22 protein-coding genes, 1 tRNA gene and 1 pseudogene are annotated in these 26,815 nt (G+C 63.1%); 14 read left to right on the forward strand and 10 right to left on the reverse strand.

From position 1 onward, the window contains the following. Nucleotides 1-179 precede the first annotated feature (179 nt). From ACIQUS_RS13810 to mqo, 3 genes and pseudogenes are all read left to right on the forward strand, one after another. A pseudogene (locus ACIQUS_RS13810) lies at nucleotides 180-290 on the forward strand (hypothetical protein); the annotation flags it as partial. A gap of 228 nt (nucleotides 291-518) precedes the next feature. Continuing rightward, entirely contained in the window at nucleotides 519-1,223 is a 705-nt protein-coding gene (locus ACIQUS_RS13815) for a methyl-accepting chemotaxis protein (protein ID WP_403048043.1), read from the forward strand. Between the two features lie 383 nt (nucleotides 1,224-1,606). Next, a complete protein-coding gene (gene mqo, locus ACIQUS_RS13820) occupies nucleotides 1,607-3,205 on the forward strand; it encodes a malate dehydrogenase (quinone) (RefSeq protein ID WP_403047813.1) in 1,599 nt (532 codons plus the stop codon). Nucleotides 3,206-3,349: 144 nt separating this feature from the next. Here mqo and ACIQUS_RS13825 read toward each other — a convergent pair whose 3' ends face one another. The 3 genes from ACIQUS_RS13825 to ACIQUS_RS13835 all read right to left on the reverse strand — a co-directional run bounded on the left by ACIQUS_RS13825 (nucleotide 3,350) and on the right by ACIQUS_RS13835 (nucleotide 4,209). Next, nucleotides 3,350-3,715: a glycine zipper domain-containing protein gene (locus ACIQUS_RS13825; RefSeq protein ID WP_403047815.1), complete on the reverse strand. Its 366-nt coding sequence runs from the start codon at nucleotides 3,713-3,715 to the stop codon at nucleotides 3,350-3,352. 130 nt (nucleotides 3,716-3,845) lie between these two features. Further along, nucleotides 3,846-3,922, reverse strand: a tRNA-Pro gene (locus ACIQUS_RS13830). Nucleotides 3,923-3,987: 65 nt separating this feature from the next. Further along, nucleotides 3,988-4,209, reverse strand: a complete 222-nt coding sequence (locus ACIQUS_RS13835) for a YgdI/YgdR family lipoprotein (RefSeq protein ID WP_403047817.1) — start codon at nucleotides 4,207-4,209, stop codon at nucleotides 3,988-3,990. 196 nt (nucleotides 4,210-4,405) lie between these two features. Here ACIQUS_RS13835 and moaB point away from each other — a divergent pair, with 196 nt between their 5' ends. Next, nucleotides 4,406-4,945 (forward strand): molybdenum cofactor biosynthesis protein B, encoded by a 540-nt coding sequence (gene moaB, locus ACIQUS_RS13840; protein ID WP_403047819.1) that lies wholly within the window; start codon nucleotides 4,406-4,408, stop codon nucleotides 4,943-4,945. Between the two features lie 7 nt (nucleotides 4,946-4,952). Further along, on the forward strand, nucleotides 4,953-6,155 hold the full coding sequence (gene glp / locus ACIQUS_RS13845; RefSeq protein WP_403047821.1) for a gephyrin-like molybdotransferase Glp: 1,203 nt from the start codon (nucleotides 4,953-4,955) through the stop codon (nucleotides 6,153-6,155). Here glp and ACIQUS_RS13850 read toward each other — a convergent pair. Both ACIQUS_RS13850 and ACIQUS_RS13855 read right to left on the reverse strand, forming a co-directional pair. Next, nucleotides 6,144-7,391, reverse strand: coding sequence for a glycosyltransferase family 4 protein (locus ACIQUS_RS13850; RefSeq protein ID WP_403047823.1), 1,248 nt, complete (start codon nucleotides 7,389-7,391; stop codon nucleotides 6,144-6,146). The genes glp and ACIQUS_RS13850 overlap by 12 nt on opposite strands. A 61-nt stretch (nucleotides 7,392-7,452) precedes the next feature. After that, nucleotides 7,453-8,907: a mannose-1-phosphate guanylyltransferase/mannose-6-phosphate isomerase gene (locus ACIQUS_RS13855; RefSeq protein ID WP_403047825.1), complete on the reverse strand. Its 1,455-nt coding sequence runs from the start codon at nucleotides 8,905-8,907 to the stop codon at nucleotides 7,453-7,455. Between the two features lie 217 nt (nucleotides 8,908-9,124). On the opposite strand from ACIQUS_RS13855, the gene yegS reads away from it, so the two are divergent. Further along, the gene (gene yegS, locus ACIQUS_RS13860) at nucleotides 9,125-10,024 is read left to right on the forward strand and encodes a lipid kinase YegS (protein WP_403047826.1); all 900 of its coding nucleotides are present in this window, start codon (nucleotides 9,125-9,127) and stop codon (nucleotides 10,022-10,024) included. Here the strand turns inward: yegS and ACIQUS_RS13865 are convergent. The 3 genes from ACIQUS_RS13865 to ACIQUS_RS13875 all read right to left on the reverse strand — a co-directional run bounded on the left by ACIQUS_RS13865 (nucleotide 10,008) and on the right by ACIQUS_RS13875 (nucleotide 12,494). After that, a complete protein-coding gene (locus ACIQUS_RS13865) occupies nucleotides 10,008-10,673 on the reverse strand; it encodes a response regulator (protein ID WP_403047828.1) in 666 nt (221 codons plus the stop codon). The two genes, yegS and ACIQUS_RS13865, sit on opposite strands and share 17 nt — an antisense overlap. Further along, complete coding sequence (locus ACIQUS_RS13870) at nucleotides 10,670-11,560, reverse strand: sensor histidine kinase (protein WP_403048044.1); 891 nt, start codon at nucleotides 11,558-11,560, stop codon at nucleotides 10,670-10,672. Before ACIQUS_RS13870 ends, ACIQUS_RS13865 begins: the two co-directional genes overlap by 4 nt. A 436-nt stretch (nucleotides 11,561-11,996) precedes the next feature. Next, nucleotides 11,997-12,494, reverse strand: coding sequence for a histidine kinase (locus ACIQUS_RS13875; protein ID WP_403047830.1), 498 nt, complete (start codon nucleotides 12,492-12,494; stop codon nucleotides 11,997-11,999). 349 nt (nucleotides 12,495-12,843) lie between these two features. Between ACIQUS_RS13875 and ACIQUS_RS13880 the strand changes: the two genes are divergently transcribed. Together ACIQUS_RS13880 and ACIQUS_RS13885 are read left to right on the forward strand one after the other, a co-directional pair. Beyond that, on the forward strand, nucleotides 12,844-13,779 hold the full coding sequence (locus ACIQUS_RS13880) for a chemotaxis protein CheV (protein ID WP_403047832.1): 936 nt from the start codon (nucleotides 12,844-12,846) through the stop codon (nucleotides 13,777-13,779). Nucleotides 13,780-13,824: 45 nt separating this feature from the next. Next, nucleotides 13,825-14,628: an MOSC domain-containing protein gene (locus tag ACIQUS_RS13885; RefSeq protein ID WP_403047834.1), complete on the forward strand. Its 804-nt coding sequence runs from the start codon at nucleotides 13,825-13,827 to the stop codon at nucleotides 14,626-14,628. Between the two features lie 84 nt (nucleotides 14,629-14,712). Here ACIQUS_RS13885 and ACIQUS_RS13890 read toward each other — a convergent pair whose 3' ends face one another. Beyond that, nucleotides 14,713-16,641: a transglycosylase SLT domain-containing protein gene (locus tag ACIQUS_RS13890; protein WP_403047836.1), complete on the reverse strand. Its 1,929-nt coding sequence runs from the start codon at nucleotides 16,639-16,641 to the stop codon at nucleotides 14,713-14,715. Between the two features lie 221 nt (nucleotides 16,642-16,862). Between ACIQUS_RS13890 and ACIQUS_RS13895 the strand changes: the two genes are divergently transcribed. Further along, entirely contained in the window at nucleotides 16,863-18,785 is a 1,923-nt protein-coding gene (locus ACIQUS_RS13895) for an ATP-binding cassette domain-containing protein (RefSeq protein ID WP_403047838.1), read from the forward strand. 42 nt (nucleotides 18,786-18,827) lie between these two features. Here the strand turns inward: ACIQUS_RS13895 and ACIQUS_RS13900 are convergent, their stop codons facing one another. Beyond that, entirely contained in the window at nucleotides 18,828-19,268 is a 441-nt protein-coding gene (locus ACIQUS_RS13900) for a universal stress protein (RefSeq protein WP_403047840.1), read from the reverse strand. Nucleotides 19,269-19,377: 109 nt separating this feature from the next. Between ACIQUS_RS13900 and ACIQUS_RS13905 the strand changes: the two genes are divergently transcribed. The 5 genes from ACIQUS_RS13905 (at nucleotide 19,378) to topA (ending at nucleotide 26,709) form a co-directional block, all read left to right on the forward strand. Next, on the forward strand, nucleotides 19,378-19,815 hold the full coding sequence (locus tag ACIQUS_RS13905) for a hypothetical protein (protein ID WP_285862505.1): 438 nt from the start codon (nucleotides 19,378-19,380) through the stop codon (nucleotides 19,813-19,815). A gap of 495 nt (nucleotides 19,816-20,310) precedes the next feature. Next, on the forward strand, nucleotides 20,311-22,458 hold the full coding sequence (gene fadB, locus ACIQUS_RS13910; RefSeq protein ID WP_403047843.1) for a fatty acid oxidation complex subunit alpha FadB: 2,148 nt from the start codon (nucleotides 20,311-20,313) through the stop codon (nucleotides 22,456-22,458). 29 nt (nucleotides 22,459-22,487) lie between these two features. Further along, nucleotides 22,488-23,663 (forward strand): acetyl-CoA C-acyltransferase FadA, encoded by a 1,176-nt coding sequence (gene fadA / locus ACIQUS_RS13915; protein ID WP_403047845.1) that lies wholly within the window; start codon nucleotides 22,488-22,490, stop codon nucleotides 23,661-23,663. Nucleotides 23,664-23,744: 81 nt separating this feature from the next. Continuing rightward, entirely contained in the window at nucleotides 23,745-23,996 is a 252-nt protein-coding gene (locus ACIQUS_RS13920) for a DUF1653 domain-containing protein (protein WP_285862508.1), read from the forward strand. Between the two features lie 100 nt (nucleotides 23,997-24,096). Beyond that, complete coding sequence (gene topA, locus ACIQUS_RS13925) at nucleotides 24,097-26,709, forward strand: type I DNA topoisomerase (RefSeq protein WP_403047847.1); 2,613 nt, start codon at nucleotides 24,097-24,099, stop codon at nucleotides 26,707-26,709. Nucleotides 26,710-26,815 lie beyond the last annotated feature (106 nt).

A 26,815-nucleotide genomic window follows, 5' to 3' on the forward strand; every position in this document is an offset into this window, starting at 1 on the left:
AGGCGTTCCTGGCGGCTGGGGGCGATCCGGTGGTGGGGGACCAGGCGGTCAAGGGCGTTGATCGCGCTGCCAGCGAGCAGATGAGCGCGCTGGTCAGCCAATTGCGCGCCGATGCCCAGGCTCGCGCCGGGGCTATCAATCAGTCGGCGCAGCGCACCGTATGGCTGGGCCTGCTGGTGATGTTCGGTTCGGCGCTGCTGGTCGGCCTGCTCAGCCTGTGGCTGGTCAATCGCAGCCTGATCGAGCCGATCCGTGGCCTGATCGACTACGTCGCGCAATTGAGCCAGGGCCGCTTCGAGGCGCGGGTGCCCAGCGACCGCCAGGATGAACTCGGCCGCCTGGCCGTGGCCGCCAATACCTTGCGTGACTTTCTCGCCGATACCGTCAGCCGCCTGCAGCGCAATGCCGGCGAGCTGGAAACCGCCAGCGGCGAGCTGCGCAACATCGCCGGGAGCATGGCCGTGGGCACCGACGATCAGTTCCAGCGCACCGACCAGGTGGCCACGGCGATGCATGAAATGTCCGCCACCGCCCAGGAAGTCGCCCGCCATGCCGCACAAGCCGCGCGGGCAGCCGATGATGCCGACCACAGTGCCCAGGCGGGCGAGCAGGTCATGCAGGCCACCATCGACACCATTGCCACTGTCAACCAGGAGATCGCCGGCACGGCGGCGGTGATTCGCGATCTGGAAGCCGACAGCGCCCGCATCGGCAAGGTACTGGAGGTGATCCGCGGGATTGCCGAGCAGACCAACCTGCTGGCGCTCAATGCCGCCATCGAAGCGGCGCGGGCAGGGGAGGCCGGGCGCGGCTTTGCCGTGGTCGCCGACGAGGTGCGCAGCCTGGCCCAGCGCACGGCGGCGTCGATTGCCGAGATCAACCAGATCATCAGCGCCGTGCAATCCGGCGCCGTGGATGCGGTCAGGGCCATCGAAAGCGGCCAGCAGCGCAGTGAAGAGGGCGCCGAGCAGGTCCAGCGCGCCGGGCAGATGCTGCAGCGCATCACCCTGGCGGTAGAGGCGATCCGCGATATGAACCGGCAGATCGCCACGGCGGCCGAAGAGCAGACCAGCGTGGCCGAGGACATTTCCCGCAACCTGGTGGAAATCACCCGTATCGCCACCGCCAACCAGCAGGCGGTGCAGCACACCGAGCAGGCCGGTCATCGCCTGCACGGGCTGTCGGGGCAGCTCGGCGAAGTCACGGCGCGCCTGAGCGCCTGACACACGATTGGGGGAAATCCGCCACATGACGCCAAAAGCGGCGATCAATGTGGCGGATTGTCGCCAGAAAAACCGCTAACAATGGGGTGCGACGACGCGTCCCGGGTATTAGCCCTTGGTCTTGGCGAAGTTGGCCTGCTTTGTGCTTAAAGGCGGGCAGGCCTAGGCCTCGCAAGCACCCGGCGTGTTGTCAAACGCCCGGGTGACCGTTCCCCGATCCATCGAACAACCCCAGCCGCCAACCATCGCGCGTGCGTCCAGGCCGATTGCCTGACTACCGTGCTCAGCTAAGCTTTGGTCTGCGCGAGCAACAACAAGAATCCGGGCGTGCACAACGGGACCAGCGGTCATTGCCAATTACTTCACCTCAATTGGATTGAACTATGAAAAAAATCCTGCTGACGCTCCTGTGCCTGAGTGTCATCGGCTGCTCCAAGCCCAGTGAGCCAGAAAAGAGCGTAGACGTGCTGCTGATCGGCGGCGGCATCATGAGTGCAAGCCTGGGGACCTACCTCAACGAGCTGGAGCCGGGCTGGTCGATCGACATCTACGAGCGCCTGGACAAGGTCGCCGAAGAAAGCTCCAACGCCTGGAACAACGCCGGTACCGGCCACTCCGCCTTCTGCGAGCTGAACTACACCAGCGAAGGCGCCGACGGCAAGATCGACATCAGCAAGGCGGTCGGGGTCAACGAACAGTTCGAGATCTCCAAGCAGTTCTGGGCCTACCAGGTCGAACAGGGCGTGCTGAGCAACCCGACTTCGTTCATCAACAACGTGCCGCACATGAGCTTCGTCTGGGGCGACAAGAACGTCGAGTTCCTCAAGAAGCGCCATGAAGCCCTGCAGCACAGTTCGCTGTTCCGTGGCATGGAGTACTCCGAAGACCACGCACAGATCCAGAAGTGGGTCCCGATCGTGATGGAAGGCCGTGCCGCCGATCAGAAGATCGCCGCCACCCGCATGAACATCGGTACCGACGTCAACTTCGGCGAGATCACCCGCCAACTGATCGCCTCGCTGACCAAGCACGACAACGTCAAGCTGCACGTGCAGCACGAAGTGCGCGACATCGTGCGCAATGCCGACAACACCTGGACCGTGGTCGTTGCCGACCTCGCCAACAAGGGTGCGGAGCGTAGCGTCAAGGCCAAGTTCGTGTTCATCGGCGCCGGTGGTGGTGCCCTGAAACTGCTGCAGAAGTCCGGTATCCCTGAAGCTGATGGCTATGCCGGCTTCCCGGTCGGTGGCCAGTTCCTGATGACCGACAACCAGGCCATCGTTGCCCGTCACAAGGCCAAGCTGTACGGCAAGGCTTCGGTGGGCGCGCCGCCGATGTCCGTTCCGCACCTGGACACCCGCGTGATCGATGGCAAGGAAGTGCTGCTGTTCGGTCCGTTCGCGACTTTCTCCACCAAGTTCCTGAAGAACGGTTCGCTGCTCGACATGTTCGCTGCGCTGACCACCCACAACATCATGCCGATGACCCACGCCGGCATCGACAACATCGACCTGAGCACCTACCTGATGGGTCAGCTGATGCTCAGCTTCGATGACCGCATGGACGCCCTGCGCGAGTACTTCCCGAACGCCAAGAACGAAGACTGGAAACTGCTGCAGGCCGGTCAACGGGTCCAGGTGATCAAGAAGGATCCGGTGCACGGTGGCGTTCTGCAGTTCGGTACCGAAGTGGTTGCCGCCCAGGATGGCAGCATCGCTGCGCTGCTGGGTGCCTCGCCAGGTGCCTCGACGGCCGCGCCGATCATGCTGAGCGTGCTGGAGAAGACCTTCAAGGATCGCATCAAGACCCCTGAATGGCAGGCCAAGCTGAAGGAAATCGTGCCGACCTACGGCCAGAAGCTCAACAACAACCTCGAGCTGACCAACAAGACCCGTGAGTGGAGCAGCTCGCGTCTGGGTCTGCTGTACGTTCCGGTGCTGCCGGAAGCGGCCGCTGCGGTACAGGCTGAGCCTGCACTGTAAGTGTTGAAACGCTAGAAACGAACAGCCCCCTATTCAGGGGACTGTTCGTTTCCGGGGCTCAAATGCATCGCGGGGCAAGCCCGCTCCTACAGCGTTATGTAGGAGCGGGCTTGCCCCGCGAAAAGGCCCTGAGGCCGGGCGTGATCAATGACGCTTCTTGTCCGCCACGTGGTTGCCCAGGGCACCGCCCGCCGCGCCACCCAGGCCGGCGCCGATGGCAGAACCTGTGCTGCCGCCGAGCGAGCCGCCTACCAGCGAGCCGCCGGCCGAGCCCAGGCCGCCACCGATGGCCGCCTTGGTCTTGTTGCCGTTCTTGGCTGCCATGGCGCTACCGGCGGCGCCGCCGACACCGGCACCGATCGCAGCACCGGTGCGACCGCCCAGTTGTTGCCCGACCACGTTACCCAGTACACCACCCAGGCCACCGCCCAGTGCGGTCTGGCCATCGCCGGCCACGGCGCCTTGTGCGCACAGCAGGCCCAGAGTCAGGGCGGCAAGAGTCTTACGCATGTGAATCAACCTCCAGGTTCGAAAGGCGCGCATTCTCCTGTTACCGCCACAACTACGCAATGCTGGCCACTAGGGGGCAAACTGCGAGCACGAAAAAGCCCGCTCTAGGGCGGGCTTTTTGCTGAGGGTATGGTCGGAGAGACAGGATTCGAACCTGCGGCCTTCTCGTCCCGAACGAGACGCGCTACCTGGCTGCGCTACACTCCGATGGAGAAAATATTACTCAAAAATGTCTCCCCGACAAGCCCCCTTCACAAGGCTTGTTGCACGTCTCAGAGATCCTTGACGGTTCGTACCTGGTCCTTGTTGATGCGGGTGCGCTTGCCATCCAGTTGTTCGAACTCGTAGAAGCCGGTTTCGTCGTCGTACTGCGGCGTATCGACTGCCTGGATTTCGCGGCCATCGTTCAGGGTAATGACGGTAGGCGATGCGCAACCTGCCAGGGTGCCAAGACCAAGGGCGAGCAGGAAGGCGGGGAGGGTCCGTTGAATCATCGTGTTTCTCCGGTAATGGATAGTGCGTAATGTTCCTCAGACGCGGGGCGACGGTGCAAGTTCCTTGCACTTACCAGCATAGCGGTTGCGCACCTTTATTGACGGGCGACAATCCCCGACAGGGTAGCGGGCGCGAGCCGGGCAGGGCTGTGATATAACACCGTCCATCCTCCCTCTAGCAATGGATCAAGGTCCCATGAAAGCCAAGGCAGATGTACCTTTCGTGCCGCTGAACATCGCGGTGTTGACGGTCAGTGACACCCGCACCCTGGAAACCGACACCTCCGGCCAGGTCTTTGTCGATCGCCTGACCGAGGCCGGCCACGGCCTCGCTGCACGGGTGCTGCTCAAGGACGACCTGTACAAGATCCGCGCCCAGGTCGCTACCTGGATCGCCGATGACCAGGTGCAGGTGGTGTTGATCACCGGCGGCACCGGCTTCACCGGTCGCGACAGCACCCCCGAGGCCGTCGCCTGCCTGCTCGACAAGCAGGTCGATGGTTTCGGCGAACTGTTCCGCCATATTTCGATGGCCGACATCGGTACCTCCACCGTGCAATCCCGCGCCCTGGCCGGGCTTGCCAACGGCACCCTGGTCTGCTGCCTGCCTGGCTCGACCAACGCCGTGCGCACCGGTTGGGACGGTATCCTCGCCGAGCAGCTGGATGCCCGTCACCGCCCGTGCAATTTCGTCACCCACCTCAAGCAGGCCGAGCCCTGCGCCAGCCGTGGTTGATGCGTCCATGAGCACGTCGCTGATGGCGGTCGAGGACGCACTGGCACGATTGCTGGCGCTGGCCGAGTCGGCGCCGATCATCGAGACCGAGCAGGTGGCCCTGGCCGAGGCAGAAGGCCGGGTGCTGGCCCGGGAGCTGGTCGCCAGCCTCGACCTGCCGCCCTGGCCGAACAGTGCCATGGACGGCTACGCCTTGCGCCTGGCCGACTGGCAGGGCGAGGCGTTGCCGGTCAGTCAGCGGATCTTCGCCGGCCATGCCCCCGAGCCGCTGCAACCGGGTACCTGTGCACGGATTTTCACCGGTGCACCACTGCCCGTCGGGGCCGACTGTGTCGAGATGCAGGAGAACGCCGAGGTGCTGGATGACCAGCGGGTGCGTTTCACCGAACCGTTGCGCGTCGGTCAGAACGTTCGTCCGCAAGGCCAGGAAACCCGCAGCGGTGAAACGGTGCTGGCCGCGGGCACGCGCCTGGGCCCGATCGAGCTGGGGCTGGCCGCAACCCTGGGCTGCGCCGAGCTTACGGTGGTGCGCAAGATCAAGGTGGCGGTGCTCTCCACTGGCGATGAGCTGGTCGAGCCCGGCCTGCCGCTGGGGCCCGGGCAGATCTACAACAGCAACCGTCGCCTGCTGGTCAGCTGGTTGCAGCGCCTGGGCTGCGAGGTGATCGATGCGGGAATCCTTGCCGATGACCTGCAAAAGACGCGCGACTGCCTGGCGGGGCTGAACCAGGTCGACCTGATTCTGTCGACGGGCGGGGTCTCCGTGGGTGAGGCCGACTACCTGGGCCTGGCCCTGCGCGAAGCCGGCGAGCTGGCGCTGTGGAAGCTGGCGATCAAGCCCGGCAAGCCACTGACCTTCGGCCACTACAAGGGCGTGCCGGTGATCGGCCTGCCCGGCAACCCGGCGTCGACCCTGGTGACCTTCGGCCTGTTGACCCGCCCGTACCTGTTGCGCCGCCAGGGGGTTGCCGAGGTCACGCCGTTGCAGTTCCCGGTACCTGCGGGTTTCGACTGGCCCAAGGCGGGCAATCGCCGCGAATACCTGCGGGCCCGGCTGGAGCAGGGCCAGGCGCTGATCTACAAGAACCAGAGCTCCGGTGTCCTGCGCAGCGCCGCCTGGGCCGAAGGCCTGGTGGAGGTGCGCGAGGGCACCACGCCGGCCAGGGGCGACACCGTGCAGTTCATTCCCTTGAGCGAGCTACTCGGCTGAGCGACTGAGCAGGCCGTTGCCCTCAAGGCTCGCCAGTGCCGGCGTACGCTGGCTCAGGCGGGCATGCACGCTTTCCAGCTGGGCAGCGGCGATGCTCCAGTCGTGGTGCTCGGTGACGAACTGGCGCGCCGCCTCCGACAGCTGGCGCATGCGCCAGGGCTGGTTGAGCAACTGGTTGATCAGCAGGGCCAACTGGTCGCTGTCGTCGCTGCTCAAATAGTGCTCGCCCTGGATCGCCTGCAGGCCGGACATGCCGTTTGTGGTGGTTACCACCGGCAAACCGGCGGCCATGGCTTCCAGCACCTTGATCTTCGAGCCGCCGCCATAGCGCAGTGGCGCGAAGAAAATCGCCGAATGCCGTTGCAGCTCACGCAAATCCGGCAGATAACCCACCCATTCGATGCGCGGATCGGTCCAGCGCGACTTCCAGCTGTCCGGCAGGGCGTGGCCGACCACGGCAAATCGCACGGCCGGGTTGCTTTGCCAGACCTGTGGCAGGATGTCTTCCAGCGCCCACTCGATGGCTTCAAGGCTGGCGCCATATTCGAAGTTGCCGACAAACAGCAGTCGCTGGCTGTGCATCGCCGGCTGGATGTTGCGGTAGTGGGCGCAGTCCACGCCGTTGATCACCAGGGTGGCGGGGTAGCCGGTCAGGTGGGTGATGTGTTCGGCATCGGTGGGGCTGACCGCGACCACTTCGTGGGCCTGGCTCAGCACCCGGTTTTCCCAGCGCCGATAGCGCCAGCGATCGAAGGCATTGAAGGGGCGCAGCCAGAGGGGCAGGCGGTCATGGCAGGCGGCGCCGGCCACCGACTCGATGGTGTGCTCGCTGACCATGAAGGGCAGGCCACGCTCCTGCAGGGCTTTCTCGAAGGGCTGGAAGCTGTAGCTGTGCTCGATCTGGATCACATCCCAGCGCTCCTCCAGCAGTTGCTCGAAGCAATGCCTGAGGTGGGGTGCCAGGCCGTTGACACTGGCGCGCATCGGGTAGCCGGCATAGACCGCGGCCAGCAGGTTCAACGGGCTGTGCAAGGGGCGCCTGGGCAGCACGATCAAGCGTTCGAGCAGCGGTTCGAGCGCCGCTCGCGCCGCCTCGCAGGGCGGTGTCTTGGATTGCACCAGCAAGGTGATCTGGTGACCTCGCTGCGCCAGGCTGCGCAGCAGGTGATATTGTCGGGTTTTGCCGCCACTGGTGGTTGGCCAGGGCAGGTAAGGCAGTGTCCAGAGTACGCGCATGACCCCTTTCCTCTTCACCAGGCGGGCTACGGCATGCAGATATGACAGGACGCGCCCGGGGTCAGTCGCTGGCTGGCTCCGGGGCGCGTCCATAGCTATCAGTAAAGCGCACGATGTCGTCTTCGCCCAAGTATTCGCCACTTTGTACTTCGATCATGATCAAGTCGATCACGCCGGGATTGGTCAGGCGATGTACCCGCCCCGGTTTGATAAAGGTCGATTCGTTGGAACCGAGCAGGAATTCTTCGTCACCCTGGGTCACGCGGGCCATGCCGCTGACCACGATCCAGTGCTCGCTGCGATGGTGGTGCATCTGCAGTGACAGCGACGCCTGCGGGCGGACCATGAGGCGCTTGATCTTGAAGCGCGGACCTTCCTCCAGCACCGTGTAGGTTCCCCAGGGGCGGTTGACCGTACGGTGCAGGCGACAGGCATCGTGGCCCTGGCGCTTGAGCTGCTGGGCGATCACCTTGACCTCCTGGCTGCGTGAGGCATCGGCGATCAACAGGGCGTCGGGGGTGTCGATGATGATCAGGTTGTCCAGGCCCACAGCGCCGACCAGGCGGCGTGGCGAGTCGATGTAGCAGTTGGATACGTCATGCAGCACGGTTTCGCCCGTGCAGCGGTTGCCCTGGGCATCGGCTTCCTGCAGTTCGCGCACGGCCTGCCAGCAACCGATATCGCTCCAGCCCAGTTCCGCGGGCAGGACAGCTACCCGGCTGGAGACTTCCATGACTGCGTAGTCGATGGAAATGTCCGGCACCGGCGCGAACGACGCCGATTCGAGTTCCAGTTGCAGTTCGCCCTGGCCCTGTTTGCTCGGACTGCGCTGCAGGCAGTGGTTGACGGCAGTGAGCAGGTCGGGGGCGTGCTGTTGCAGTTCGGCCAGGATCGCGTCCACGCGCATGCAGAACATGCCGGCATTCCACAGGTGCTGGCCGCCTTCGAGAAACTGCCGGGCGGTCGGGGCGTCCGGCTTTTCGACGAAGCGTGCGACCTGGTAGCCGTGCTCGCCCAGGGCCGGGCCCTGCTCGATGTAGCCAAAGGCGGTTTCCGCACGATCGGGTACCAGGCCGAAGGTGGTCAGCCAGCCTTGTCGTGCAAGCACGCGGGCCTCCTTGACGGCGTTCTCGAAGGCTGCAAGCTCGGTGATCAGGTGGTCGGCCGGCAATACCAGCAGCTGTGCGTCTTCGCCGTACAGGCGGGCGCAGTGCAGGGCGGCGGCGGCAATGGCGGGGGCGGTGCTGCGGCCGAAGGGTTCGAGGATGAAGTCCAGGGCCACGCCCCGATGGTTGACCTGGCGGTATTCGTCCTGGGTGCTGAAATACACCTCACGGTTGGTAACGGTCAGTACGCGGGTGACATCCGGCAGGCTGCAGGCGCGCAGGAAGGTCTTTTGCAGCAGGCTCTGGCCATCGGGCAGGCGCATGAACGGCTTGGGCTGGGTCTCGCGGGAAACCGGCCATAGGCGGGTGCCGGCGCCGCCGGCGATGATACAAGGAATCAGCGCGCTCATTTCACAGCCTTGAGTTGCAAAGCGTCAATAAAATGCCTTTTATTTTTTCCCTGCTGCGTAAAGCCAAATATTTGTCGAATGATGCGCTTGGGTACGGGCGCTTTCAATGGTTTCGTATCCACGGAATCGTTTTTTCGTGATTGTCGCGACCAAAGGTGAAACAAGGGGCCAGGCCGTGCGGTCGAGATAGTCGGGATCTATTGCAAGGGGCGGCATGATGGCACATTACAAGGCGCTGGTGATCCTGCATGGCAAGCAGGCCACGAACGAGCAGGTGCGATCGGCGGTCGGCGCCATGCGTGAGCGTGGCTGGCAGCTCGATGTGCGCCTGACCTGGGAGGCCGGTGACGCCGCCCGGCTGGTGCAGGAGGCCCTGGCGGCCGGCTATGGGCAACTGGTGGCCGGCGGCGGGGATGGCACCTTGCGTGATGTCGCCGAGGCCATGGTGAGGGCCGGGAGCCGGGCCAGCCTGGTGATGATGCCGCTGGGCACGGCCAATGACTTTGCCCGGGCCGCTGGCGTGCCGCTGGAGCCGGAGTCGGCATTGGCCATGCTGGAGGCGCCCGCGCGGGCAATTGATGTGGGGCGGGTAGGCGAGCAGGTGTTTCTCAACATGGCCACGGGCGGATTTGGCAGCCAGGTGACGGCCAATACCTCCGAAGACCTCAAGAAAGTCCTGGGCGGTGCGGCCTATCTGTTCACCGGCCTTACCCGCTTCAGTGAGCTCAGTGCCGCGTCGGCGAGGCTGCAAGGGCCGGATTTCGACTGGCAAGGCGACCTGCTGGCCCTGGGGATCGGCAACGGTCGCCAGGCTGGGGGCGGTCATGTGCTGTGCCCGCAGGCGCAGGTCGATGACGGCTTGCTCGACATCAGCATCCTGCCGGCCCCCCAGGAGGTGGTAGGCACCTTGCGCAGCTTGCTCAGCGACGGCCTGGGCCTGGAAAACCTGTTCGTGCGGGCGCGCCTGCCCTGGGTCGAGATCCACAGCTCCCAGGGCCTGGACATCAATCTAGACGGCGAGCCCCTGCAGGCTGACAGCCTGCGCTTCGAGGTGCTGGCGGGGGCCTTGCGTGTGCACCTGGCGGATGATTCGCCGCTGCTCAGTCGTCGAGGCTGATGATCTGCTCGCGCACGGCAAACAGCACCAGGCCGGCGACATCGTAGATCTGCAGGCGCTTCATGATCTGCGAGCGGTGGGTTTCCACGGTCTTGATGCTCAGGCCCAGGCCGTGGGCAATCTCGCGGGTGGACTTGCCGCGCACGATCAGGCGCAGGATTTCCAGCTGGCGCGCGGTCAGGTTGTGGTTTTCCGCCGCTGTCGCCGGCGGCTTGCTGGCCTGGGCGCGTAGCAGGGCCTGGTTGATCACGGTGTGGGCAATGGCCGGGCTCAGGTAGCGCTCGTCGCTGCGCAGTGCCGCCAGTGCCTGTTCCAGTTCGGTGGCGGTGGTGTCCTTGAGCAGGTAGCCATGGGCGCCGCTTTCCAGCGCCTGCATGATCAGCTCAGGGTCGGTGTGCATCGACAGGATCAGTACCTTGCTGCGACAGCCACTGGCGCGCAGGTGGCTCAGGGCCTGCAGGCCGCTGGTCGAGCGCATGGAGATGTCCAGCAGGACGATGTCCGGGTCCAGCTGTTGCACCAGCTCGGCCACCCGGTTGCCGTCATCGCCCTCGCCGATTACGGTGTAGCCGGGAATATCGGACACCAGGGCGCGAACGCCGGCGCGAATCAGTGAGTGGTCATCCACCAGCAGCAAAGTACAGGTCATGGGGTGTTATTTGTCTTGGCGCGTTCGAGGGTACGGGGAGGCCAGGGAAACAGGGCGTCGATGCGTGTGCCTTTGCCGGGCTGGCTACTGACGGACAGGGTGCCGTCGAGCAGGGCGGCGCGCTCGAGCATGCCGGCCATGCCGCGCTGGCCCTGGTCGCCCGGGTTGCTGGCCGGCATGAAGCCCTGGCCGTCATCGCAGATGGACAACGACAGGCCTTCGGGCAAGCGCTCGATGCGCACCACCAGGTTGCGCGCACCGGCATGGCGAAGGATGTTGGTGACCGCTTCCTGGGTGATGCGAAAGGCTGCGATGGCCATGTCGTCGGCAATGCCGCCCAGGCGCTGGCGGCATTCCAGGCTCCAGTTCAGGTTGGTGTTTTCCAGGGTGCGCACCAGATGGGCACGCAAGCTGGCTTCCAGGCCCAGGCTGGACAGCTGGCGCGGGTTGAGAATCGCGGTGACGTCGCGCACGTTGGCCAGTGTGTCGTCCAATGTGTTGCGCAGGGTGCTGCAGTGTTCCTGCAGCTCCTGCGGCACGCGGCGTTGCAGCCAGTCGGCCTGGAGCTTGGCGGCCGTCAGCAATTGACCGATGTCGTCATGCAACTCGCGACTCAGGCGCTGGCGTTCGCTTTCCTGGACCTTGAGCAGGCGATTGGCAAGTTCGGCCGGGCGCATGGCGATCGAGCGCGCCCAGTGGCGCAGGTGCCAGCCAATGCTCAGCATCGCGACCAGGTGCAGGACCAGCACGCTGGCCGGCATCGCCTGGGCCCGCAGGTACAGCGCCAGGTTGGCGATGATCGAGGCCAGGCACAGGAGCGCAGTCAACCCGCGCAATAGAGCGGCCCCGGGACGCCAGTGCGTTAAAGTCTTGAGGCTTGGATGCATAGAAAATGAAGCCACTGAAATATCGCTGTAGAAAGCCTTGTAAAGGTCAAACCAGGGGCGTTGTCGTATTACCTTCACGATCAGTTGAATCGCGGTGATGAACTACCGGTAGCGTGATAATGAATCATCGAGAACGTGATCGGCCAGGCTGTCCAAACCTCAATCGGCGTGCATGGTATCACTTCAAGTTCAATTGGTCGCGGGCTCTTGTAACTGCCTGAATGGTCAGTTTTTACGGGCTGTGACGGGGGTTCTGTCGAGGGTAGAATTCTAGCATTTTGCCATCACCTTGTAGGTGGCAAAACATGCGCAAGATAAATAAACCTGCAAGTGCCTCAATGATTTGCAACTGTCATCGGCCGGTCGGCAAAGTTGGCACTTAAGTCCGCGGCGTAGAGCGCTGCGAACAGTCAGTGAACACTTTGCCAATTACGCCTTAGTTGCCCGGAGTTGAGCCTGCAGATGTGCTGTGCGGCCCGTGCGCAGGATGCACACAGGGCGTCATGCTCGAAGTGCAGGACGCACAGGTCGACGTCGGGTTGAGGGCCGTCGCCAGGTTGTCGAGCAATTCCAGCTGTTCTTCGGTGTCCAGGCTCAGGCGGCCGGTGTGCGGGTCGATCAGTTCCAGTTGCCATGCCAGCAGGGTCAGGCAGTTTTTGAGCGCCGGCAGGGCGCTGCCTGGCAGGCTCTCGGTGCTTCGAGCCGTTTCCAGCAGGTGCTGGAGTTGCTGGCTGTAGCTGGCCACTTCCACCAGGCCCAGGTTCCGGGCGCGAGCAACCAGAGTCACCAGGGTGTCGTTGAGGCAGTGGCAGGCATCCGGATCGTTGTCGATCAGGGCCAGGTGCTGCAGGCATTCTTCAGCTTGGGTCAGCAGGACCTGGGCGTCCGCCAGGAATGCCTGCAGGACGCTGCTGTTCATCGAGTCGTTGGCCATCAGTTGGCTCCAGCGCAAAGGGCTGGAGCAGAGGTTGGCCACGTTGAGGCGATCGCTGACAAAAGCCTGACTCCGTTCATGCAATGAGAATGGCGTCACATTAATGGCTAATGGATATTGCGAACATCAGGTCGCACCCGATTGCCGCTAGGGGTTTCCCTGATGGGGTGGTTTATTTACGACCCTTTGCGGGCCTTAGCGACAGGGAGGCGATGAACGCAGTAAAGCATGATGTTAAAATGACATCAATGATCGAGGCGGTATTTTCTTCGCCGGGTCAAGCTGAGCGCCAAGCGGCCGATACAGAGCCATTGGATTCATTTCTTGGAACAAACCTGGGGGTTCTTCAATGGCTGGCATTCTCGACACGGTAGACCAAAGAACGCAGCTGGTGGGTGAGAACCGCCTGGAAATCCTGATGTTCCGCCTGGCCGGCCGACAGCTGTTCGCCATCAACGTGTTCAAGGTCCAGGAAGTGCTGCAGATGCCCAAGCTGACCTTGATGCCGCAACGGCATGCGTTCGTCTGCGGGGTGGTCAACCTGCGCGGGCAGACCCTGCCGGTGATCGACCTGTCCCAGGCCATCGGCATGCGTCCCCTGACGCCGGGGCCTGGCAGCACCATCATCGTCACCGAATACAACCGCTCGGTGCAGGCGTTCCTGGTGGGTGGCGTCGACCGCATCGTCAACATGAACTGGGAAGCCATCATGCCGCCGCCCAGCAGCGCCGGTCGCCAGCACTACCTGACGGCGATCAGCAAGGTCGACGATCAGTTGGTGGAAATCATCGACGTGGAGAAAGTGCTGGCCGAAATCGTGCCGTACAGCGCCAAGGTTTCGCGCGACAAGCTCGAGGACCCGGTACTGTCCCGTGCCCGTGGTCGCGAAGTGCTGCTGGTGGACGACTCCACCGTGGCCCTGGCCCAGTTGCGCGACACCCTGTCGCAACTGGGGGTGAAGATGCATGTGGCCAGTGACGGCCTCAAGGCCTTGCGCCTGCTCAAGGGCTGGGCCGATGCCGGGGAAGACGTCTGCGAAAAACTGCTGATGGTGTTCACCGATGCCGAAATGCCGGAAATGGACGGTTACCGCCTGACCACCGAAATCCGCCACGACCCGCGCTTGCGCTCGCTGCATGTGGTGTTGCACACCTCGTTGTCCGGCAGCTTCAACGAGTCGATGGTGAAGAAGGTCGGTTGCGATAACTTCCTCTCCAAGTTCCAGCCCGACAAGCTGGTCGATGTGGTGCGTCAGCGCCTGATGCTGGATGAAGTGGCTGTCTGAGTCGGTATAAGCTAGCGCCTCGACTCTCAAGGAAGGTTGACCGCCATGCGTCTGAGTGCCCTGTACCGTTACCCGCTCAAATCCGCCCGCGCCCAAGCGCTGGAAACGTCCTCCGTGGGCCTGCTGGGCTTGAGCGGCGATCGCCGCTGGATGCTGGTGGAGGGTGACAACGGACGCTTCCTGACCCAGCGTGCCTACCCGCAGATGAGCCAGTTGTCTGCCCTCTACAACGAGGAGGGCAGCCTGATCCTCGGCGTTGCCGGGCGTGACTCGCTGACGGTACCGGTGCCCGATGCCGACAGCAACCTGCGCGGTGTGACGATCTGGCGTGATACCTTTCGGGTGCCGGATGCCGGTGACGAGGCCGCGCAGTGGCTGAGCGAGTTCATCGGCAAGAATGTGCGCCTGGTGCATGTCCCCGAGCAGCGCACCCGCTTTCTGCCCGGTGGCTATGGCCACAATGACGACCGGGTGGCATTCGCCGATGGTTTTCCCTTGCTGCTGATCGGCCAGGCATCGCTGGATGACCTGGTGCAGAAGGTCGGGCGGCCGCTGGAGATGCTGCGTTTTCGTCCGAACCTGGTGGTGGAGGGTGCCGAGCCCTTTGCCGAAGATGGCTGGAAGCGCATTCGCATCGGCGAGCTGGAGTTGCGGGTGATCAAGCCCTGCGAGCGCTGCATCCTTACCACCATCGATCCGCAGACCGGCGAGCGCAGCCCGGACCGCGAGCCATTGACCACGCTCAAGACCTATCGGCAGAAGGAAGGGGATGTGCTGTTCGGGCAGAACCTGGTGGCTGATGGTGCCGGGGTGCTGGAGGCGGGGATGCCGGTGACGGTGCTGGAATAAGCCTGTGCATGCGACGTAGGAGCGGGCTTGCCCCGCGATGCGGCGGTACGGCCGATCGCGGGGCAAGCCCGCTCCTACAGTGGTTTATTGATCGTCGAAATACCGCTCATGCCAGTCCACCAGCGGCTGCGGCGAATTGAGCTTCTGCCCGTAGATCACCGAATACGACAGTACGTTCTGTACGTACTGGCGGGTTTCGTCGAACGGGATCGACTCGACCCAGACGTCGAAGCTCAGGTGGTCGGCGCCGCGCAGCCATTGGCGGACACGGCCCGGGCCTGCGTTATAGGCGGCTGATGCCAGTACCCGGTTGCCGTTGAACTGGCTGTGCACCTGGCTCAGGTAGGCCGCGCCGAGCTGGATGTTCTTGTCCGGGTTGAACACCTGCGCCGGCGATGCCAGCGGGATACTGAACTTGCGCGCTGTTTCCTTGGCAGTGGCCGGCATCAATTGCATCAGGCCGCTGGCGCCGACACTGGAGCGGGCGTCTTCCATGAACGCACTTTCCTGGCGGGTAATGGCGAACACCCAGCTCGAATGCAGGCCGCGGACCTTGGCTTCGCGCACCAGGGTGTCGCGATGGGCCATCGGGAAGCGGATGTCCAGGTCGTCCCAGTACTTGGCCTGGCTGATGGTGCGGATGGCCGGGAAGTACCAGCGCATGTCGTAGGCCAACTTGGCCTGGGCGACCATCTCGTCGCGGCTGAAGTGACGGCTGACGTGGTACCACTCGCGGCGACCGTCGACGATCTGTCCGCGGGCATGGAATTCCAGGGCGCGGCGGACGCCCGGGGTATTGCGCACCTTGTTCATCAGCGCCTGGCTCAACGGCAGTGGCTTGTTGTTCAGCTGGTACGGCGTTTGCGCCCGGTCGGCGGCGAGGAAACCATAGAAGTCACGCTCGTTGGCGACGGTCTTGTACAGCAGCGGCACCTGGGGGTTCTTCGGTTGGGCGAGCTCCAGGCTGCGGGCCTGCCAGTAACGCCAGCGGCTGCTGGTGGCCAGGTCCTGGGGCAGGCGTTGGGTCAGTTCGTAGGCATCTTCCCAGCGACCCAGGCGCAACAGCAGGCGCAGGCGCCATTCGGTCACGGTGTTGTCGCGCAGCTCGGGGTCGTAGCGGGTCATCAGGTCCAGGGCCCGCGGGTCGTAGCGACGGGCCAGGGTCAGGCCGATTTCCCGGGCGATGGCGACTTTCTCGTCGCGGGAGAAGTGCATGCGGTTGGCATAGTCGTCGAGCAGGCCCATGGCCCGCTCCGGATCCTGGCGTGCCAGGCGGCGCAGGCCCAGGCTGACAACATCGGACATGGCCTCGTTGACCGGGACGAAACGCCCGGGCTGGTTCAGCAGTTCGGGCCGCTGCGCGACGTCCACCAGCAGGCGCCCTTGTGGTGCCAGGGTGGTCAGGTCCCTGGTCAGGGCATTGGCCAGGGCGTAGTTGCGGGCCTGGGCTGCCAGCTTGGTGCGTGCCCAGCGCTTCTGTTCGGTGAGCTGGCCTTCAGCCGCCCAGCGGGCGAACAGGGCATCGCAGGCGGCCGGTTGGGACTTGCCCACCAGCCAGAGTTTTTCCGCCGTGGCATAGCCTTCGGCGCGCTGGCCCTGGATCAACTGGCGCTGGCCGTCGAGGCAGTCGAGCTCGGTGAAATTCAGCTTCGGATCGTAGTAGCGGCTGAAGGTGTTCCATTCACCACGTTCGGCCAGCCACCGCAGCCAGCGCAACTTCATCCAGTTGGCCTGGGGCAGGTCGCCGTGGGTGGCGAGGAATTTCTCGATTTCCGCGTTGCTGGCGGTTTTCAGCCGGGCGGTGAGCTCGTCGTAGGCCAGGTAAGGCGTCAACGGGTAGTCACGCAGTGCCTGGGCGTAGCGCAGGTACGGGCCTTTGTCGCCCTTGGCCAGGGCACGCTTGGCCTCGTCGTAATACTGGCGTTGTACGGTGATATCGGTGGCCTGGGCAACGCTGGCCGCGGAGGCCGAGAGAAGCAGGCAGGAAACAAGACTGAACAGGCGGCTGCGCATGAGACTTCCGGGCAGTTTGACCATGATAAGTGACGGCGAAGCCAGCACTGTTGAAATACATTCCGTAAGCTTAGCCCGTTGCCGCAGGCGGATGAAAGCATTGTGCTTGTATCGAGTTGTTTATTGGACGGGCTGTTGTCTGAATATTCCGTAGGATCGCCTGCTTAATGTGAAGCGGGCCCAAGTCGGGTAGAATGCGCGCCCGGTTTTTGGAGAAGATCATGACCCTGCTCAAATTAAGCGATGTGTCCCTTGCGTTCGGCGCCATGCCGTTGTTGGACAAGGTGTCCTGGCAGATCGCCCGTGGTGAGCGGGTGTGCATCATCGGCCGCAACGGTACCGGCAAGTCGAGCATGCTGCGCCTGGTCAAGGGCGACCAGAAGCCCGATGACGGCGAAGTCTGGCGCGCCCCGGGGCTGAAGATCGGCGAATTGCCGCAGGAACTGCCGCTGGCCGACGGCCGCACGGTGTTCGACGTGGTGGCCGAAGGCCTCGATGGTGTCGGCGCCTTGCTGGCTGAGTACCATCACCTGAGCCAGAACATCCACAGCGATGCCGACCTGGAAAAACTCATGCACGTCCAGCACGACCTGGAAGCGCGTGATGGCTGGCGCCTGCAGCAACTGGTCGACAGCACCTTGAGCCGCCTGCAACTGCCGGCCGACAAGACCCTGGCCGAGCTTTCCGGCGGCTGGCGCCGGCGCGTGCTGCTGGCCCAGGCGCTGGTCTCCGAGCCCGACCTGCTGCTGCTCGACGAGCCGACCAACCACCTGGACATCGGGGCCATCGCCTGGCTTGAAGAAGCCCTCAGCGGCTTTGGCGGCGCCGTGCTGTTCATTACCCACGACCGTTCCTTCCTGCAGAACCTGGCCACGCGCATCCTCGAGCTGGATCGCGGCGGCCTGATCGACTGGAACGGCGACTACGCCAGCTTCCTGGTGCACAAGGAAGCCATGCTGGCGGCCGAAGAAACCGCCAACGCCCTGTTCGACAAGAAACTGGCCCAGGAAGAAGTGTGGATCCGCCAGGGCATCAAGGCCCGGCGTACCCGCAACGAAGGCCGCGTGCGCGCCCTCAAGGCCCTGCGCGTGGAGCGCAGCGAGCGTCGTGAGCGCCAGGGCAAGGCCAACATCCAGCTCGACGTTGCGGAAAAATCCGGCAAGCAGGTGATGGTGCTGGAGAATGTCAGCTTCAACCACCCGGGTGGCCCGCAACTGGTCAAGGATTTCTCCATGGTCCTGCAGCGCGAGGACCGCATCGGCCTGCTCGGCGCCAACGGCACCGGCAAGACCACCCTGCTCAAGCTGATGCTGGGCGATCTTGAGCCCACCAGCGGCAAGGTCGAGTCCGGCACCCGCCTGGAAGTGGCCTATTTCGACCAGCTGCGTCACCAGCTGGACCTGGAAAAAACCGTGATCGACAACCTCTCCGAAGGTCGCGATTTCATCGAGATCGACGGGCAGAATCGCCACGTCCTCAGCTACCTGGGCGACTTCCTGTTCAGCCCGCAGCGTGCCCGTACCCCGGTCAAGGCCTTGTCCGGTGGTGAGCGTGCGCGCCTGTTGCTGGCCAAGCTGTTCAGCAAGCCGGCCAACCTGCTGGTGCTGGACGAACCGACCAACGACCTGGACGTGGAAACGCTCGAGTTGCTCGAAGAAGTGCTGTCGGCGTTCAAGGGCACCGTGCTGATGGTCAGCCACGACCGGGCCTTCCTCGACAACGTGGTGACCAGCACCCTGGTGTTCGAAGGCGAGGGCAAGGTGCGTGAGTACGTCGGTGGTTACCAGGACTGGATCCGCCAGGGCGGCTCGCCGAAGCTGCTCGGTGTCAGCGAAAGCAAATCGGGCAAGTCGGAGCTGAACACGGCGGTGGTCGAGGCTGTTGCTCCGGCGCCCGTGGCGACCCCGGTGGCAGCCGAAGCGCCGAAGAAAAAGCTCAGCTACAAGCTGCAGCGCGAACTGGAAGCCTTGCCGGGCCAGATCGACGAGCTGGAGCAGCAGATGGCTGCGGTGCAGGAAGAAATCTCCAATCCGGCGTTCTATCAGCGCCCGATCGAGCAGACCTCTGCCGTGCTGGCGCGCCTGGAGCAGATGCAGGCCGAACTGGATGTGCTGGTGGAGCGCTGGGCCGAACTCGACAGTTGAGGGCACAGGCCCGGCGCCTGAACTTGCGCCGGGCCTTGAGCGTTACTCTTTTTTCTGCAGGCGCACGGCCAGCACGTCGCAGGGCGCACCGTGCAGCACGTCGTTGGCGGTGGAGCCCAGTAGCAGGGCAAGGCCATGGCGACCGTGGCTGCCGACCACGATCAGGTCGCATTTCTGGTCCTTGGCCAGCTGGTGGATTTCCTGGCGCGGCTGCCCATAGGTCAGGTGCGAATCACCGCGGTTGATGTCCGGGTACTTGTTGAACAGCCGGTCCATGCGCTCCTTGGCCTGGTCGAACTGTTGCTGCTGCAGCTGAGAGAGGTCCATCGGCACGTCGCCGCCAAAGGCCATGGCCATGGGCTCGACGATATGCACCAGGGAAACTTTGGTCTGTGTCGGCTCGGCCAGTGTCATGGCGCGCTTGATGACCGGATCGCATTCTTCGGTCAGGTCGACGGCAACCAGTATGTGTTCGTAGGGCATGAGAGGCTCTCCTGACAGTCGCGATTATTCAAGTATGGTCGGTTTCAGGCTGATCGCTTGGGACCCCGGCTAACCAGCTAATTTGTAATGCTTTATGGGAACAACAGATATGACGGTCTGGCTAGTGGTGTCAATCCTTGCGCTGATTCTCAGCCCCTTGGCCTGGCTGCGTCCTTCACGCAACCAGAGTGGTCGGATGGCCCTGCGCATGGAAGCGAGGCGCATGGGGCTGAACATGCAACTGGCGCCCCAGGAGTGGCCGCACTGGCTGCCCAAGGAGCCGCCAAGCCCGTGCGCGCAGTATCTGCAGCCCCGGCGCCAGGGGCGCGCAGACAGCTGGAGTTACTGGCAGACTACGCCAGGCACCTGGCTCAACCAATGGCGCGAACCCTGCGCCGATCCCGTCCTGGCCGAACAGTTCGCCCGCCTGCCCGAGAGCGTCTACAAGGTCGAAGCCGGCCCGCAGATGATTGCCCTGTTCTGGGGTGAACGGGGTGAAAAAGCTGTATTGCAGGATATTGCAGCAGTGCTGAAAGCCCTGGCCTGACCACGCTCAATAAAAAGCCCGATTCACGTATCGGGCAGACGGGCCAGGCAGGCCGGAAATGTTGTCGATTCCCTCCCCAGTGTAGCGGGTTCCCCGCTGCACGCTGATTCTTCACATCCCTTGTGCACACTGGCAGGTGTTGAGCCAGCGAAGGTGCATGTAAGCCTTTGACCACTATCGCCGGCATGAATACGGCGTGATCACGGCTGGCCGGGTTTGCTCGTGTTTGGTGAAAAATGACCGCAAAGTCGCGTTTTCACGCAGCTTTCGGGTATTTGACAACGGCGATTTTTTCGTTGAATGTGTGCATACCCAAATCAAACGGGCGTATGAATTGAGCGTTTGTATTGTCAGACCTCTCTTACAGCATCCCGACTATCGCGCTGACGGGTGTGCCTGGCGCAAGGATTCGGCACCACACGGCCTCAGGCCTGCCGGGTCTTTCACCAGCGATCGGCGTGTACAGTTCAGCTTCCATATCGTGGAGATCAGTTGATGATTTACGAAGGTAAAGCCATCACGGTTAAGGCTCTTGAAAGCGGCATCGTCGAACTGAAGTTCGACCTCAAGGGTGAGTCCGTCAACAAGTTCAACCGTCTTACCCTGAACGAATTGCGTCAGGCCGTGGACACCATCAAGGCCGACGCCTCGATCAAGGGCGTGATTGTCAGCAGTGGCAAGGACGTGTTCATCGTCGGCGCGGACATCACCGAGTTTGTCGATAACTTCAAGCTGCCCGAGGCCGAGCTGGTCGCCGGCAACCTGGAAGCCAACCGGATCTTCAGTGACTTCGAAGACCTGGGCGTGCCGACCGTAGCCGCGATCAACGGCATCGCCCTGGGCGGCGGCCTGGAAATGTGCCTGGCAGCCGACTACCGGGTCATGTCCAGCAGCGCCAAGATCGGCCTGCCGGAAGTCAAGCTGGGGATCTACCCGGGCTTCGGCGGCACCGTGCGCCTGCCGCGCATCATCGGTGCCGACAACGCCATCGAGTGGATTGCCGCCGGCAAGGAAAACCGCGCTGAAGACGCCCTGAAAGTCGGCGCCGTCGATGCCGTGGTCGCCCCCGAGCTGCTGCAGGCCGCCGCCCTGGACCTGGTCAAGCGCGCCATCAGCGGCGAGTTCGACCACAAGGCCAAGCGTCAGCCGAAGCTGGAAAAACTCAAGCTCAATGCCATCGAGCAGATGATGTCGTTCGAAACCGCCAAAGGTTTCGTCGCAGGCCAGGCCGGCCCTAACTACCCGGCGCCGGTCGAAGCGATCAAGAGCATCCAGAAAGCCGCCAACTTCGGTCGCGACAAGGCCCTGGAAGTCGAAGCCGCCGGCTTCGTCAAGCTGGCCAAGACTTCGGTTGCCCAGAGCCTGATCGGCCTGTTCCTCAACGACCAGGAGCTCAAGCGCAAGGCCAAGGCCCACGACGAGATCGCTCGTGACGTGAAGCAGGCCGCCGTGCTCGGCGCCGGCATCATGGGTGGTGGTATCGCTTACCAGTCGGCGGTCAAGGGCACGCCGATCCTGATGAAGGACATCCGCGAAGAAGCCATCCAGCTGGGCCTGAACGAAGCCTCCAAGCTGCTCGGCAAACGCGTTGAAAAAGGCCGCCTGACACCGGCGAAAATGGCCGAAGCGCTGAATGCGATTCGCCCGACCCTGTCCTACGGCGACTTCGCCAACGTCGACATCGTCGTCGAAGCCGTGGTCGAGAACCCGAAGGTCAAGCAAGCGGTACTGGCTGAAGTGGAAGGCCAGGTGAAGGAAGACGCCATCCTGGCCTCCAATACCTCGACCATCTCCATCAACCTGTTGGCCAAGGCGCTCAAGCGTCCGGAAAACTTCGTCGGCATGCACTTCTTCAACCCGGTGCACATGATGCCGCTGGTGGAAGTCATCCGGGGTGAGAAGTCCAGCGAAGTGGCGGTTGCCACCACCGTTGCCTACGCCAAGAAAATGGGCAAGAACCCGATCGTGGTCAACGACTGCCCGGGCTTTTTGGTCAACCGTGTACTGTTCCCGTACTTCGGCGGTTTCGCCAAGCTGGTCAGCGCCGGTGTCGACTTCGTGCGCATCGACAAGGTCATGGAAAAGTTCGGCTGGCCGATGGGCCCTGCCTACCTGATGGACGTGGTCGGCATCGACACCGGTCACCATGGTCGTGACGTGATGGCCGAAGGCTTCCCGGACCGCATGAAGGACGACAGCCGTTCGGCCGTCGACGCCCTCTACGAAGCCAACCGCCTGGGCCAGAAGAACGGCAAGGGCTTCTACGCCTACGAGACCGACAAGCGTGGCAAGCCGAAGAAAGTCGCCGATGCCGCCGTGCTCGACGTGCTCAAGCCGGTGATCTACGAGCAGCGTGAAGTCACCGATGAAGACATCATCAACTGGATGATGGTCCCGCTGTGCCTGGAAACCGTTCGTTGCCTGGAAGACGGTATCGTCGAGACCGCCGCCGAAGCCGACATGGGTCTGGTCTACGGCATCGGTTTCCCTCCCTTCCGTGGCGGCGCGCTGCGCTACATCGATTCGATCGGTGTGGCCGAATTCGTTGCCCTGGCAGACAAGTACGCCGATCTGGGTCCGCTGTACCACCCCACCGCGAAGCTGCGTGAAATGGCCAAGAACGGCCAGAGCTTCTTCGGTTAAGCGCCCAACGATTAAGAGCGAGAGAGAATATGAGCCTGAATCCAAGAGACGTGGTGATTGTCGACTTCGGTCGCACGCCGATGGGCCGCTCCAAGGGTGGCATGCACCGCAATACCCGCGCCGAAGACATGTCCGCGCACCTGATCAGCAAGGTGCTGGAGCGCAACAGCAAGATTGACCCGAGTGAAGTCGAGGACGTGATCTGGGGCTGCGTCAACCAGACCCTGGAGCAGGGCTGGAACATCGCCCGCATGGCCTCCCTGATGACCCAGATCCCCCACACCGCGGCCGGCCAGACCGTCAGCCGCCTGTGCGGCTCGTCCATGAGCGCCCTGCACACCGCAGCCCAGGCGATCATGACCGGCAACGGCGACGTCTTCGTCGTCGGCGGTGTCGAGCACATGGGCCACGTCAGCATGATGCACGGTGTCGATCCGAACCCGCACATGTCGCTGTACGCGGCCAAGGCCTCGGGCATGATGGGCCTGACCGCCGAAATGCTCGGCAAGATGCACGGCATCAGCCGTGAGCAGCAGGACCTGTTCGGCCTGCGTTCGCACCAGCTCGCCCACAAGGCGACGGTCGAAGGCAAGTTCAAGGATGAGATCATCCCGATGCAGGGCTACGACGAGAACGGCTTCCTCAAGGTCTTCGACTACGACGAAACCATTCGCCCGGACACCACCCTGGAAAGCCTGGCGGCCTTGAAGCCTGCGTTCAATCCGAAGGGCGGTACCGTGACTGCCGGTACCTCCTCGCAGATCACCGACGGCGCCTCGTGCATGATCGTGATGTCGGCCCAGCGCGCCCAGGACCTGGGTATCCAGCCTCTGGCCGTGATCCGTTCCATGGCCGTGGCCGGTGTCGACCCGGCGATCATGGGCTACGGTCCGGTGCCAGCGACCCAGAAAGCGCTCAAGCGCGCTGGCCTGACGATCGCCGACATCGATTTCATCGAGCTCAACGAAGCCTTCGCCGCACAGGCCCTGCCGGTGCTGAAAGATCTGAAAGTGCTCGACAAGATGGATGAGAAGGTTAACCTGCACGGCGGCGCCATCGCCCTGGGTCATCCTTTCGGTTGCTCTGGTGCGCGGATTTCCGGCACTCTGCTCAACGTCATGAAGCAGAATGGCGGGACCTTCGGTGTCTCGACCATGTGCGTCGGCCTGGGTCAGGGCATCACCACCGTCTTCGAACGCGTCTAAGCGTTTGGCGGGTGGAAGCCGGGGCCTGGTGCCCCGGTTTTTTGTTTTGTGCAGCAAATTTTTTTCAAGAGGGTGAGCAACATGCAGATACAACCAGGCGTATACCGTCATTACAAGGGGCCTGAGTATCGTGTGTTCGGCACTGCGCGTCATTCCGAGACCGAGGAATGGGTAGTGTTCTATCAGGCCCTGTATGGCGATTTCGGTCTTTGGGTGCGGCCGCTTTCCATGTTCATGGAGTCGGTCGAGGTTGACGGCGAGCAAGTGCCGCGCTTTGCTTTGGTCAAGGCTGAAACCGAGCTGTTCACCCGGCCCGATGCCGAGGGTGGCTAGCGCCTCGCGCTTGACCTCACTCTGTTGCCACTATATATAGCGGTGCCGCGTCAGGTACCTGCCGTGTTTTTATTTTCAGTATTCAGGAATATTCCGATCCATGGGCAAATCGCTGGTCATTGTGGAATCCCCGGCTAAGGCCAAGACCATCAACAAGTACTTGGGCAGCCAGTACGTGGTGAAGTCGAGTATCGGCCATATCCGAGACCTGCCCACCAGCGGTTCGGCCAGCGCCAGCAAGGAGCCTGCCGCCAAGCGTGGCAAGGCCGCCGCTGGCGAGGCGCCGGCCCTGTCGCCTAAAGAGAAGGCACGCAAGCAACTGGTTGCGCGCATGGGGGTTGATCCGGACCACGGCTGGAAAGCCAAGTACGAGATCCTCCCGGGCAAGGAAAAGGTCATCGACGAACTGCGTCGCCTGGCCAAGGATGCTGACACCATCTATCTCGCAACCGACTTGGATCGCGAGGGGGAAGCCATTGCCTGGCACCTGCGCGAAGCCATCGGTGGTGACGACAGCCGCTACAAGCGCGTGGTGTTCAACGAAATTACCAAGAAAGCCATCCAGGAAGCCTTCTCGCAGCCGGGCGAGCTGGATATCGACCGGGTCAATGCCCAGCAAGCCCGTCGCTTCCTCGATCGCGTGGTGGGTTACATGGTCTCGCCACTGCTGTGGGCCAAGATCGCCCGTGGCTTGTCTGCCGGCCGCGTGCAGTCGGTGGCGGTGAAGCTGGTGGTCGAGCGTGAGCGCGAGATCCGCGCCTTCATCCCGGAAGAATACTGGGAAGTGCACGCAGACCTTGGCACCGCCAAGGATGCCAAGGTGCGCTTCGAAGTGGCGCGGGAGAAGGGCGAAGCCTTCAAACCGCTCAACGAAGCCCAGGCCATGGCTGCCCTGGAGAAGCTCAAGTCCTCCAGCTACAGCGTTGCCAAGCGTGAAGACCGTCCGACCAGCAGCAAGCCGTCGGCACCCTTCATTACCTCCACCCTGCAGCAGGCCGCGAGCAACCGCCTGGGCTTCGGGGTGAAGAAGACCATGATGATGGCCCAGCGTCTGTATGAAGCCGGCTACATCACTTATATGCGTACCGACTCGACCAACCTCTCGGTCGATGCGGTGGAAATGGCGCGCACCTACATCGAGAACGAGTTCGGCAAGAAGTACCTGCCGCAAGAGCCGATCGTCTACGGCAGCAAAGAGGGTGCCCAGGAGGCGCACGAAGCGATCCGTCCTTCCGACGTCAACACTCACCCGACCAAGCTCAGCGGCATGGAGCGTGACGCCGAGCGTCTGTACGAGCTGATCTGGCGCCAGTTCCTGGCCTGCCAGATGCCACCGGCGCAGTACCTGTCGACCACCGTCAGTGTCACTGCCGGCGACTTCGAGCTGCGTGCCAAGGGCCGTATCCTCAAGTTCGACGGTTACACCCGTGTGCTGCCGCAACAAAGCAAGCCGGGCGATGACGACGTGCTGCCGGAAATGAACCAGGGCGAAGTGCTCAAGCTGATTCAGCTCGACCCGAGCCAGCACTTTACCAAGCCGCCGGCGCGTTACTCCGAAGCCAGCCTGGTCAAGGAAATGGAAAAGCGCGGCATTGGCCGTCCTTCCACCTACGCGGCGATCATCTCGACCATTCAGGATCGCGGCTACGTGACCCTGCACAACCGTCGTTTCTATTCCGAGAAGATGGGCGACATCGTCACCGAGCGCCTGTCCGAGAGCTTCTCCAACCTCATGGACTACGGCTTCACCGCCGGCATGGAAGAGAACCTCGATGATGTGGCCCAGGGCGAGCGTGACTGGAAAAACGTGCTGGACGAGTTCTACGGTGATTTCAGCAACAAGCTCAAGGCCGCTGAAGACACCGAAAAGGGCATGCGTGCCAACCAGCCGACGCTGACCAACATTCCTTGCAAGGATTGCGGTCGGCCGATGATGATCCGCACCGCCTCCACCGGCGTGTTCCTCGGATGCTCTGGCTACAGCCTGCCACCCAAGGAGCGCTGCAAGGCCACCGTCAACCTGGTGCCAGGTGATGAAATCGCTGCCGACGACGAAGGCGAATCGGAATCGCGCGTGCTGCTGGGCAAGCACCGTTGCCCGATCTGCTCCACGGCGATGGATGCCTATCTGCTCGACGAGAAGCGCAAGCTGCATATCTGTGGTAACAACCCTGATTGCACCGGCTACGAGATCGAAGAGGGCAACTACCGCATCAAGGGCTATGAAGGCCCGAGCCTGGAGTGCGACAAGTGCGGTAGCGAGATGCAGCTCAAGACTGGCCGTTTCGGCAAGTTCTTCGGTTGCACCAATACCGAGTGCAAGAACACCCGTAAGCTGCTCAAGAGCGGCGAGGCCGCGCCACCGAAGATGGATGCGGTGAAGATGCCGGAGCTCAAGTGCGAGAAGGTCAACGACACCTACGTGCTGCGTGACGGCGCTTCGGGCCTGTTCCTGGCGGCCAGCCAGTTCCCGAAAAACCGCGAAACCCGTGCGCCGCTGGTCATCGAGATCGTCCCGCACAAGGACGAGATCGATCCGAAGTACCACTTCCTCTGCGAAGCGCCGAAGAAGGATCCGGAAGGCCGTCCGGCCGTGATCCGCTACAGCCGCAAGACCAAGGAGCAGTACGTGCAGACCGAAGTCGACGGCAAGCCGACCGGCTGGCGTGCTTTCTACGACGGCAATGCCTGGAAGGTCGAAGACAAGCGCTGATCGCTTGGTTAGACCCAATCGCGGGGGCAGTGGGGGGGGGGGCCCCCCCCCCCGAGCGACGGTAAGGGGGGGGGGGGGGGGGGCCGCCGGGGCCCCCGCGGGGTGT

The organism is Pseudomonas sp. NPDC090755 (genome assembly GCF_044769005.1).
Taxonomy (GTDB): domain Bacteria; phylum Pseudomonadota; class Gammaproteobacteria; order Pseudomonadales; family Pseudomonadaceae; genus Aquipseudomonas.

Bases quoted from the DNA above. Each gene is read 5' to 3' on its own strand.
- ACIQUS_RS13905 (WP_285862505.1), top strand. From the start codon at position 19,378: ATGACGGTCTGGCTAGTGGTGTCAATCCTTGCGCTGATTCTCAGCCCC.
- fadA (WP_403047845.1), top strand. From the start codon at position 22,488: ATGAGCCTGAATCCAAGAGACGTGGTGATTGTCGACTTCGGTCGCACG.
- ACIQUS_RS13870 (WP_403048044.1), bottom strand. From the start codon at position 11,560: ATGCATCCAAGCCTCAAGACTTTAACGCACTGGCGTCCCGGGGCCGCT.
- moaB (WP_403047819.1), top strand. From the start codon at position 4,406: ATGAAAGCCAAGGCAGATGTACCTTTCGTGCCGCTGAACATCGCGGTG.
- ACIQUS_RS13865 (WP_403047828.1), bottom strand. From the start codon at position 10,673: ATGACCTGTACTTTGCTGCTGGTGGATGACCACTCACTGATTCGCGCC.
- ACIQUS_RS13895 (WP_403047838.1), top strand. From the start codon at position 16,863: ATGACCCTGCTCAAATTAAGCGATGTGTCCCTTGCGTTCGGCGCCATG.
- ACIQUS_RS13815 (WP_403048043.1), top strand. From the start codon at position 519: ATGTCCGCCACCGCCCAGGAAGTCGCCCGCCATGCCGCACAAGCCGCG.
- ACIQUS_RS13855 (WP_403047825.1), bottom strand. From the start codon at position 8,907: ATGAGCGCGCTGATTCCTTGTATCATCGCCGGCGGCGCCGGCACCCGC.
- topA (WP_403047847.1), top strand. From the start codon at position 24,097: ATGGGCAAATCGCTGGTCATTGTGGAATCCCCGGCTAAGGCCAAGACC.
- ACIQUS_RS13850 (WP_403047823.1), bottom strand. From the start codon at position 7,391: ATGCGCGTACTCTGGACACTGCCTTACCTGCCCTGGCCAACCACCAGT.
- mqo (WP_403047813.1), top strand. From the start codon at position 1,607: ATGAAAAAAATCCTGCTGACGCTCCTGTGCCTGAGTGTCATCGGCTGC.
- ACIQUS_RS13900 (WP_403047840.1), bottom strand. From the start codon at position 19,268: ATGCCCTACGAACACATACTGGTTGCCGTCGACCTGACCGAAGAATGC.
- glp (WP_403047821.1), top strand. From the start codon at position 4,953: ATGAGCACGTCGCTGATGGCGGTCGAGGACGCACTGGCACGATTGCTG.
- ACIQUS_RS13880 (WP_403047832.1), top strand. From the start codon at position 12,844: ATGGCTGGCATTCTCGACACGGTAGACCAAAGAACGCAGCTGGTGGGT.
- yegS (WP_403047826.1), top strand. From the start codon at position 9,125: ATGGCACATTACAAGGCGCTGGTGATCCTGCATGGCAAGCAGGCCACG.
- ACIQUS_RS13835 (WP_403047817.1), bottom strand. From the start codon at position 4,209: ATGATTCAACGGACCCTCCCCGCCTTCCTGCTCGCCCTTGGTCTTGGC.
- ACIQUS_RS13875 (WP_403047830.1), bottom strand. From the start codon at position 12,494: ATGGCCAACGACTCGATGAACAGCAGCGTCCTGCAGGCATTCCTGGCG.
- ACIQUS_RS13825 (WP_403047815.1), bottom strand. From the start codon at position 3,715: ATGCGTAAGACTCTTGCCGCCCTGACTCTGGGCCTGCTGTGCGCACAA.
- ACIQUS_RS13920 (WP_285862508.1), top strand. From the start codon at position 23,745: ATGCAGATACAACCAGGCGTATACCGTCATTACAAGGGGCCTGAGTAT.
- fadB (WP_403047843.1), top strand. From the start codon at position 20,311: ATGATTTACGAAGGTAAAGCCATCACGGTTAAGGCTCTTGAAAGCGGC.
- ACIQUS_RS13885 (WP_403047834.1), top strand. From the start codon at position 13,825: ATGCGTCTGAGTGCCCTGTACCGTTACCCGCTCAAATCCGCCCGCGCC.
- ACIQUS_RS13890 (WP_403047836.1), bottom strand. From the start codon at position 16,641: ATGCGCAGCCGCCTGTTCAGTCTTGTTTCCTGCCTGCTTCTCTCGGCC.